Annotated in this window: 11 protein-coding genes; 1 reads left to right on the top strand and 10 read right to left on the bottom strand. The window is 64.7% G+C overall.

Annotated features, from left to right (window positions below; all coding sequences use genetic code 11):
* From RDM88_RS09990 to RDM88_RS09950, 9 genes are all read right to left on the bottom strand, one after another.
* Nucleotides 1–1,284 (bottom strand): carboxyl transferase domain-containing protein (locus RDM88_RS09990; protein WP_308754698.1); only part of this gene is annotated, 1,284 nt, incomplete at its 3' end.
* A gap of 291 nt (nucleotides 1,285–1,575) precedes the next feature.
* The gene (locus RDM88_RS09985) at nucleotides 1,576–1,959 is read right to left on the bottom strand and encodes a hypothetical protein (protein WP_308754697.1); all 384 of its coding nucleotides are present in this window, start codon (nucleotides 1,957–1,959) and stop codon (nucleotides 1,576–1,578) included.
* 49 nt (nucleotides 1,960–2,008) lie between these two features.
* Complete coding sequence (locus tag RDM88_RS09980) at nucleotides 2,009–2,749, bottom strand: pseudouridine synthase (RefSeq protein WP_308754696.1); 741 nt, start codon at nucleotides 2,747–2,749, stop codon at nucleotides 2,009–2,011.
* Between the two features lie 25 nt (nucleotides 2,750–2,774).
* On the bottom strand, nucleotides 2,775–3,950 hold the full coding sequence (locus tag RDM88_RS09975) for a D-alanyl-D-alanine carboxypeptidase family protein (protein ID WP_308754699.1): 1,176 nt from the start codon (nucleotides 3,948–3,950) through the stop codon (nucleotides 2,775–2,777).
* Between the two features lie 65 nt (nucleotides 3,951–4,015).
* Nucleotides 4,016–4,459: a GerW family sporulation protein gene (gene ytfJ, locus RDM88_RS09970; RefSeq protein WP_308754695.1), complete on the bottom strand. Its 444-nt coding sequence runs from the start codon at nucleotides 4,457–4,459 to the stop codon at nucleotides 4,016–4,018.
* A 25-nt stretch (nucleotides 4,460–4,484) separates the two neighbouring features.
* The gene (locus RDM88_RS09965; protein ID WP_308754694.1) at nucleotides 4,485–5,144 is read right to left on the bottom strand and encodes a DUF2953 domain-containing protein; all 660 of its coding nucleotides are present in this window, start codon (nucleotides 5,142–5,144) and stop codon (nucleotides 4,485–4,487) included.
* 21 nt (nucleotides 5,145–5,165) lie between these two features.
* Nucleotides 5,166–5,759 (bottom strand): SMC-Scp complex subunit ScpB, encoded by a 594-nt coding sequence (gene scpB, locus RDM88_RS09960; protein WP_308754693.1) that lies wholly within the window; start codon nucleotides 5,757–5,759, stop codon nucleotides 5,166–5,168.
* Between the two features lie 33 nt (nucleotides 5,760–5,792).
* Nucleotides 5,793–6,533, bottom strand: a complete 741-nt coding sequence (locus tag RDM88_RS09955) for a segregation/condensation protein A (RefSeq protein ID WP_308754692.1) — start codon at nucleotides 6,531–6,533, stop codon at nucleotides 5,793–5,795.
* A gap of 2 nt (nucleotides 6,534–6,535) precedes the next feature.
* Nucleotides 6,536–7,201 carry a site-2 protease family protein gene (locus RDM88_RS09950; protein ID WP_308754691.1) on the bottom strand — a complete coding sequence of 222 codons (666 nt, stop codon included), beginning with the start codon at nucleotides 7,199–7,201 and terminating at the stop codon, nucleotides 6,536–6,538.
* A 238-nt stretch (nucleotides 7,202–7,439) separates the two neighbouring features.
* Here RDM88_RS09950 and rpmB point away from each other — a divergent pair, with 238 nt between their 5' ends.
* Nucleotides 7,440–7,628, top strand: coding sequence for a 50S ribosomal protein L28 (gene rpmB, locus RDM88_RS09945; protein ID WP_101548888.1), 189 nt, complete (start codon nucleotides 7,440–7,442; stop codon nucleotides 7,626–7,628).
* Between the two features lie 473 nt (nucleotides 7,629–8,101).
* On the opposite strand, the gene RDM88_RS12895 is transcribed toward rpmB, so the two are convergent.
* A complete protein-coding gene (locus tag RDM88_RS12895) occupies nucleotides 8,102–8,287 on the bottom strand; it encodes a ribbon-helix-helix protein, CopG family (protein WP_374045449.1) in 186 nt (61 codons plus the stop codon).
* Nucleotides 8,288–8,655 lie beyond the last annotated feature (368 nt).

Raw genomic sequence — 8,655 nt, 5'->3', positions numbered from 1 at the left:
CGCGGCGGCCGCGAGGGCGCCCGCCTCGTTGGCGAGATACTCCGCCTCGACCTCGGCGCGGGACTTCTCAAGGGTGATCTTGTCTCCCTCGAGGAAGGCCACGGCGGTCTCGGGGGCCAACGCGCTGATGACCGCGTTCGGCCAGGCGATCGCGTAGTCGGCGTTCGCGCCGCGCCCCGCGAGGGCGACGCAGGCCGAGCCGTACGCCTTGCCGACGATGACCGCGACCTTCGGGGTGGTCGCCTCGGCGTAGACGTGGGCGAGCTTGGCGGCCTCGCGGACGCCGCCCTGGAAGACATGGCCGTCGGCCGCCGCGAACTTTTCGCAGTTGACGAGGGTCACGACGGGAATCTGGAAGGAGTCGCAGATCGCGACGAAGCGGGCAATCTTGCTGCATCCGCCCGAGCAGACGGCGCCGCTGTCCGATGCGGCGACGAAGCCGACGGTCGTCCCGGCGACGGTGCCCAGCGCGACCCGCGCGCCGGTGCCGGAAAACGCCTTCTGGAGCTCGATCAGGCTGTCCGCGTCCGCGATCTGCTCCGCGATCGCAAGCACGTCGGCATGGTCCGCGATGCCCGCCGCAAGCGCGTCGAGCGCGGCCGCCGCGCCGGGAGCCTCGGTGAAGTCGCAGTAGGGGGCCGCGGAGAGGTTGTTGGAGGGGAGCAGGGAAACCAGCCTGCGGGCTGCGGCCACCGCGGCGGCGGCATCCTTCTCCACGATATGGGCAACGCCCGACTTGGCGGCGTTGGCCGCGTCGACTGCGGAATCCGCGTCGGCGGGGGTCAAAAAGAGCTCGGCGCCTTCGCTCATGACGACGAAGTCCGCGGAGGCGGCGATCAGCGCAGCGCTGCCCGCGCAGACGCCGGCCACGACGGAAATCTGCGGCACGACACCCGAGAGGTTGTTGGTCCAGAGGAGCATCTCCCCATAAGCGGCGAGCGCGTCGAGGCCCTCGTCCACGGCGGCGCCGTTGGAGTCGTAGATGCCGACGACCGGCGCGCCGGTCTTGACCGCGAGGTCGTAGATCTTCTTGATCTTGGAGCCGTGGGCCGCCCCGACCGCCCCGTTGCGCACGGTGGAGTCCTGGGAAAACGCATACACGGGGCTGCCTTCCACCAGGCCGTAGCCGGTGATCACCCCGGTGCCGTCACAGCCGTTCTTCACGAGCGCGCCGACCTCGACAAAGCTGTCGGGGTCAAAGAGCGCCGTCAGCCTTTCGCGGGCCGCCGTCGCCTTTTGGGCCTCGTTGCGTGCATCGGCCAGTGACATTGCCTTGTCACTCATGTTTTTTTCCTCCTATCTTAAACTGACGCCCGTCGTCCCGGCGGGCGGCCGCCTTTCCGGCGGGGATCAAAATACGGGATTCGGTCGCATTTGTCGACTTTCCACAGATGAAAAAAAGAAAATGTCAAAATGTAACCACAATAAAGTATACACTTTTCCATCCCAAATAACAAGCTGTTTTTTGCGCTTTTTGATAAAAGATTAACGGCTCTTTTTCGCGTTTCTGACAAGAAAAACGCCGCGGTTCCCCGCGGCGTTTTGGATAGGGCGTATGGGCGGCGTCCGCGGACCTCACCGTCCGCAGCCGCAGCTTTTTTTCGCGAAGAACGCCTCGAGCGAAAAGGGCTCGCGCGCCCCGTAGCCAAGCTTGGTGAGCGCGAGGCGCAGCTCCTCCGGCAGATCCTCCCCGAGCTTTGCCGAGGAGGCCCCCGCGCGCATCTGCGCCGTGAAGGCGGCGCGCGCCATCCCGTCGACGAGCCCCACGTCGAGCCTGCGGCCGGTGTCCGCGCCGGCGAGGGTCACGCAGCCGCCCGGCGCGGTGAAGAACACCGCCGTGCCGAGCACCTCCTCCCCCTTGGTGGCGGCATAGGCGAAGGAACCGTTCTCCGGCGCGCCGAAGCTGCCGCAGATGCGCGCGGCAAGGCGCGGGTCGGTCACTCGTTTGATCAGAAACATCCTGTTACTCCTTGTAATATACTCTGCAATTTATACAAAAAGGTTTTCACTACTTCTTCGAGACGGCGTTGCGCAGGGCGATCAGCTCGCTGGGCTTGAGCTCCCGCCACTGGCCGGGCTGGAGCATCCCCAGTTTCAGCGGCCCCACGCTTGTCCGCTTGAGGCGCGCGACCTCGAGCCCCACCGCCTCGCACATGCGGCGCACCTGCCGGTTGCGGCCCTCCTGGATGGTGATCTGCAATACGGCGCGGCCCTCGCTCTTATCGAGCACGAGTACGGTGGCCGGCAGGGTCATCTTCCCGTCGAGCGGCACCCCCGCGCCCATCTGCGCGGCCTGCTCGTCGGTGATGCCGGGGCGCACCGTCACGCGGTAGGTCTTGGTGATGTGGTTGGAGGGATGCATGACCATGTTGGCGAAGGCGCCGTCGTTGGTCATCAGGAGCAGCCCCTCGCTGTTCCGGTCGAGCCGGCCGACGGGGTACACCCTGGAGGGCGCGTCCTCCACGAGGTCGGTCACGCACCGCCGGCCCATCTCGTCCGCCGTCGTCGTCACGAAGCCGCGCGGCTTGTTGAGCATGAGGTAGACGTTGTGCTTTTTCTTCTGGAGCGCCACCTTGACCCCGTCGATCGCGATCACGTCGCGCGCCGGGTTCACCGGGTTGCCCGGCACCGCCGGATGCCCGTTCACCGTGACGCGCCCCTGCCTGATCGCCTCCTCCGCCTTGCGGCGGGAGAGGATGCCATTGTCCGACAGCACCTTCTGGATGCGGATTCCCGATACCTTTGCCATATTCCAACCTGTCTTTCTATCCGTTTCAGTCGTCCCCGCCCCGTCCGAGCCAGCCGAACAGCCGGCTCCTGAGGGAGGGCTTCGTTTCCTTTGCGTCCACGTCCCGCGAGGCGGTCAGCACCGCCTCGGCCAGCGGCTGGCCGCCGCAGGAGAATTTCACGCTCCCGACCACCTGCCCGCGCCTGACCGGCGCGTAGAGGAAGGGCGCGGCGGTCACCGCGGCGTCGACCCGCTCGCCGTCCATCAGCGCGACGGGGCCGGGTTCGTCAAAGACCGCCGCGACCGCGTCCCGCGTCCCGCCCGTCACGGGGATTTCCACCGCGGGCACGAGCCCGCCGACCCTCTCCGGCCGCAGCAGGCCGAAATAGCGGTCGTAGAGCTTTTTATGTTCGTTCCAGTCGTCGGGGCAGGAGAGCGTCACGACGATCAGCCGCACCCCCTCCCGCTCGGCGCAGGAGACGAGGCAGCGCCCCGCCGAATCGGTGAATCCCGTCTTGACGCCGACCGTGCCCGGGTAGCTCCTCAGCAACCGGTTGTGGTTTTGCAGCCACCGGTCGTAGGGGGGATTCCCATACTGGATTTTCGCGCTCGGCTGCGCGCAGATCTCCGCGAAGATGGGATTTTCCAGCGCCTCGCGCGCGAGCAGCGCCATGTCGTAGGCGGAGGAGTAGTGCTCCGGGTCGTCGAGCCCCGACGGGGTGACGAAATGGCTGTCCTCCATGCCGATCTCGGCGGCGCGCTCGTTCATCATCTCCGCGAACCGCTCCATGCCGCCCGCGATGCGCACGGCGGCGGCGCCCGCCGCGTCGTTGCCCGAGGGCAGCAGCATCCCGTAGGCGAGCGCGCGCAGCGTCACCCGGTCCCCCTCGCGCAGCCCCATCGACGAGCCCTCCACGTGGATGGCGGCGGTGTCGACGGTGAACCACTCGTCGATCTCCTCCTGCTCGAGCGCGAGCAGCGCCGACAGGATCTTGGTGGTCGAGGCCATCGGCAGGCGGGCGTTCGCGTTCTTCGCGAAGAGCACCCGGCCGCTTGCCGCGTCCATCACGAGCGCGGCCTTCGCCCCGGTCTCGACCCCCAGCGTGTCGGGGATCGACTGCGCCGCCGCGGGCCACTCCTCCAAGGCCGCCGCCTCGGTCATCCGCACCCCGCACAGCAGAAGCAAAAACGCGATCAGCAGCGCGATCCCCTTTTTCAGCATCTTCCTCACCCGCACCCTCGTTATCATTCGATACAGGTCATTTTATGCGGGATTTTCCACGCGCATTACAGGTCGATGTGGATTTCCGTCCCGGCCTGCGGGTCGACCCCTGCGGCTTTCGCTTCCCGGGCGGGCCTCTCCTTCTTCTGGAAGAGCGCGCCCAGCTTGTCGATCATCTCGGGCGCCATCGACACCACCCGGTCCGCGGTCGTCTTGTTGTCGTTCATCTGCAGCAGGTCGACCCTGCCGTCCTTGATGACGAGGAAGGCCAGCGGCTGCACCGAGACGCCGCCGCCCGCCCCGCCGCCGAAGAGCTCCGGCTGCTTGGACGAGGGGATGTCCGAGCCGCCCGACACAAAGCCGAAGCTGACCTTGGACACCGGGATGATGATGGTGCCGTCGGGGGCGGTGATCGCCTCGCCGATGATGGTGTCCGCGTCGACGAGCGAACGCAGGTTTTGCAGCGAGCTGTCCATCAGCCCGTTGATCGGATGGCTGTTGTTTCCCATAGCGAAAAGACCTCCCTGTGATCTGTTAGTCTCCGGTTTTCCCCCGCGCGTCCTTCTCCGGGGCCGGGGGCTTCTGCGGTTCCTGCGCATGTTTTCTCTTTATGGTTTTGACGAAAAACGCGCACCCTATGCGGATGGCCGCGCCGAGCGCCACGAGCGGCGTCAGCCGCGCGCGCGCGGAAAAGTCGACCTTCCCCTCCTCCGCCGTGAAATCGGGGCGGATCTGGATATCCGGCTTTTCGACGCGCAGGAAGCCGAGCGCGAGCGCGTAGGCGGTATAGACGACCGCGTTGACCCGTCCGTAGGCCATCGCCGTGTCCGCGGCGTCCTCCCCCGCCACCACCATATAGAGGCGGATCCGATAGAAGACAAAATTCCGGACGAGCATCCCCGCCCCGCCCCCCAGGGAGGAGAGCAGGTCGACGATCACCCCGAGCAGCTCGGAAAATTCCAGCGGCTTTTTGGCGGCTTTGGGCTTTTCCTCCCGCGGCTTGGGGGACGTTTTCCGTTTGGCGCCGGCCCGCTTCGGCTCCTTCGTCAGGTCGATGGTGAAAAAAAGCCAGCGCAGGTACGCCTCGGGCGGCTCCCCCGTGCGGTATGCCGCCGTGAATGAAACGGGGATGCAGAGCAGCAGCAGGACCGCCGCGAGCACGCCCGCGATGGAAAGCCCCACGACCGCCGCCATATCCTCCGCCTCCCTTTCTCGTTATGCGTCGTCGCCGGCGAGCTCGAGCTCCCCGAAGGCGACCTGCCCCTCGAGCACGTCGTCGGGCACCGGGAGCGGCTCCTCCTCCCCCGAGGGGACGGTGGGCAGCTCGTCGAGGCTCGAAAGCCCGAAGCAGCGCAGGAAATTGGCCGTCGTGCGGTAGGCGATCGGCCGGCCGGGCAGCTCCAGCCGCCCCGCCTCCTCGACCAGCGCCTTGTCGATCAGCGAGTTGACCACCCCCGAGCTCTCGACGCCGCGCACCTGTTCGATGAAGGCGCGGGTGACCGGCTGGTTGTAGGCGATGACCGCCAGCACCTCCAGCGCCGCCTGCGAAAGCGGGATGTTGCGCCGCAGCTCGAGCGCCTCCCGGATGACGGGGGCGAATTCCGCCCGCGTCGCGAGCTGGAGCCTGTCTCCCAGCCGCAGCAGCTCGAAGGGCATCCCCGCGTCGTCGAGCTCCCCGCGCAGGGCGGGCAGCAGGCGTTCGACCGCCTCCTCGTCGGCGCCGACCGCCTGCGCCACGCGGGAGAGTTCCACCGCGTCGCCCCCGGCGAAGAGGATGGCCAGAATCTGTTTTTGAATGAGGTCGATCATGTAACGCTCCGTTCCGCCGCGTCCGCGGCAGCGTTAGTCTGGACCGCCGGGGGCCCCCTCCGGCGCGCGGTGCTCCTGCTTCGACCGGTCGAAGCGCACCTCGTTCCCCTCCACCGTGATCCTGCGCGCCTTCACCAGTTCGAGCACCGCGAGGAAGGTCGCGACCAGTTCGCTGCGGTCGCCGCTCGACGAGAAGAGGCTCTCGTAGGAGGCGCGCCCGCTGCGGTAGAGGGATTTCAGGATGTGGATGATGCGGCTGCCGACCGATACCACCCGCCGGGACACAATGCCCGAAAACGCCTGCGCCGGGGGCGGCAGCCTTCGGCGGCCGCGTCCCGCCGCGTCCTGGTAGGCGGCGTAGAGCTCGTCCGCCCTATGGGTGAGACGGTAGGTGTTGTCCGCCTCGAGCTTCATCGGCGCGCGCACAAACAGCAGGTGCATCCGGCTGCGCGCGCCGAGCTGCGCCGCCACCTGCCTGCACACCTGGTATTCGAGCAGCTCGCCCTGCAGCTCGGTTTTGAGCTGGAGCCCCTCCTCCTCGTGCCGCGGTAGCAGCATGACCGTCTTGATGTAGACGAGCCGGGATGCCATCTCCAGGAACTCGCTGGCCACCTCGAGGTCCTGCTCCTCCAGCGAGCGGATGTAGGTCAGATACTGCTCGAGCAGTGCGGAAATCTCAATGTCGCAGATGTCCAGCTTGTGCTTTTGGATGAGGAAGAGCAAAAGGTCGAGCGGGCCTTCAAACTCCTCCGTTTTAAACAGCAGTTTTTCCATCGTCATACGTAAAGCAGTTCGGGCGTCTGGGTGATCAGGGCGAAAAACCGGAGGATCCACCGGGACAGCCAGCCCATCGGGACGCTCAGCACACCCATGAAGACCGCCACAAGCACGACGATGTAGATGATCTGCTGGTGCTGCGCGATCCGGGCCTCCCACTTCGCGGGGATGAAATAGGCCAGGATGCGGTAGCCGTCGAGCGGCGGGACGGGCAGGAGGTTGAAGATTGCCAGCGACACGTTGATCGTGACCATCATGAGCAGGATATAGCTGACGATCACGGCGGCGTCCGTCCGGCCCGCGTAGCCGAGCGCGAGCACCGCCAGCTTGTTGACGAGCAGCAGCGCGAGGCCGAGAAGCAGGTTGGATACCGGACCCGCCAGCGCGGTGAGGGCCATGCCGGCGCGCATCGTGATTTTGCGGGTAAAATTGCGTGGGTTGACGGGAGTGGGCTTCGCCCAGCCGTACCGCTGGGTCAGCAGCAGCATGACCGAACCGACCGGGTCGAGGTGCGCGAGCGGGTTGAGGTTCAGCCTCCCCTGCAGGCTCGCGGTGTCGTCCCCCAGCTTGTAGGCCGCCCACGCGTGGGCGCACTCATGCACCGGCATCGAGGTCATCAGGACGATCAGCGTGACAATAAAGCTTTGCATGTCCCAGTTCAGCATGGCGTTCTCCCGTCGAAAATGTGGCGGCGCTTCGCGTCAAACGCCGCGTCCGCTCGTTTATTATACCTGTTCCGGGGTGGAAATACAAGCGGATTTGCCGGCAATTCCCTTTTCCTCCCCTTTCCCCGAAAATTTTGCGAAAAACCACTTGCATTTAAAGGCCGAATCTGGTAGAATACTAACGTTGACCTACAATACAGGTGTAAAATCTTTCTTAATGATAGAGGAGGTGCAGAACATGGCAAAATGCGATATCTGCGGTAAAGGTGTTACTTTCGGAATCAAGGTTTCTCATTCGCACAGGCGTTCCAACCGCGCTTGGAAACCCAATGTCCAGCGTGTCAAGGCGATCGTCGACGGAACTCCCCGCCACATCTATGCCTGCACCCGCTGCCTGCGTTCCGATAAGATTCAGCGCGCGCTGTAATCCTTCGACCACGCAAAGCAAAAGCCTCCGCTGAGCGGGGGCTTTTTTGTTTTGCCGCTCAGCGAGCGGCGGCGGGGATTTCCGGGTCCCGACGGCCCGCAGGTCTGATGTCGGAAGCGTGTCCCGCCGACGGCCGCACCGGCGGTTTTAGATTTTCCGTCCAGCGGGCGGAGGGCTTTTTTACGCACCCCTTCGGGGCGCTTTAGATGTGCCGCCTGCGGCGGCGGAAATTGCCGGGTCCCGCCCCGGCGGGCGGGTCCATTTCTTGCGCGCCCAAGAAATGGACGAAAGAAGGGCGCCTAAGAACCCTCCGCCGGGTTCTTAGGAATCTCCGGGAGTACCTTGCCAAGACCCGCGAACTGCCGCCGCACCCCACGGGTACACTAGCTGAGGGCTCAACCTGATCTCGGTGCTCCCAGCAGCGGGAAACGGAAGGCGCGGCACGCCCTCTTCTGTATTCATCGGATGGCAAACTAACCGCCGCAGACCAGATCGTTAAGTGCATATTCAACGCAAAGCAGCATGAGCTCGTTGCGGCTTCGCCCGGTTTCTCGTGCGATTCCATCGAGCTTTTCTATAATGGTATTCGGCAGCCTTGCGGAGATCACTGAAGATTCTCCCGTCCACTTCCGGGGAGGGATTATAAAGTCGCCTTTCATCTTTATCACCGTGTCTTATGATAGAGGAGCTTAAAATTTTCAGTACTTATTGTAGCCGAAAGCCGTGCCATAGCTTGGTCAAAATTTGACCAAGTCCTATTTTATGATAAGATTCTGTAGGAAATGCAGGTCATGCCCTTTGAAAAAAGAGATGGTCACCATTTGGTGACCATCTCTTTTTTCAATAAAATCTTTCTTCAGTGAGTAACCGGAGCGCGAGCGTCCTTCCCCGCGTGCCAAACCCGGGCGAGCTCGCTTACAGACAAGGCGTGCCTCCCCGAAAGCACTTCCGGTACGGCTCCTGAGACTTGCCGGCAGAGGCATTGCGCCCGCGGCGCGGCGGCTGGCGGGTTGCTGTACACTCGTTC

This window comes from uncultured Anaerotruncus sp. (genome assembly GCF_902490045.1).
Lineage (GTDB): Bacteria > Bacillota > Clostridia > Oscillospirales > Ruminococcaceae > Anaerotruncus.
This window is presented reverse-complemented; position numbering and strand designations above follow the sequence as displayed.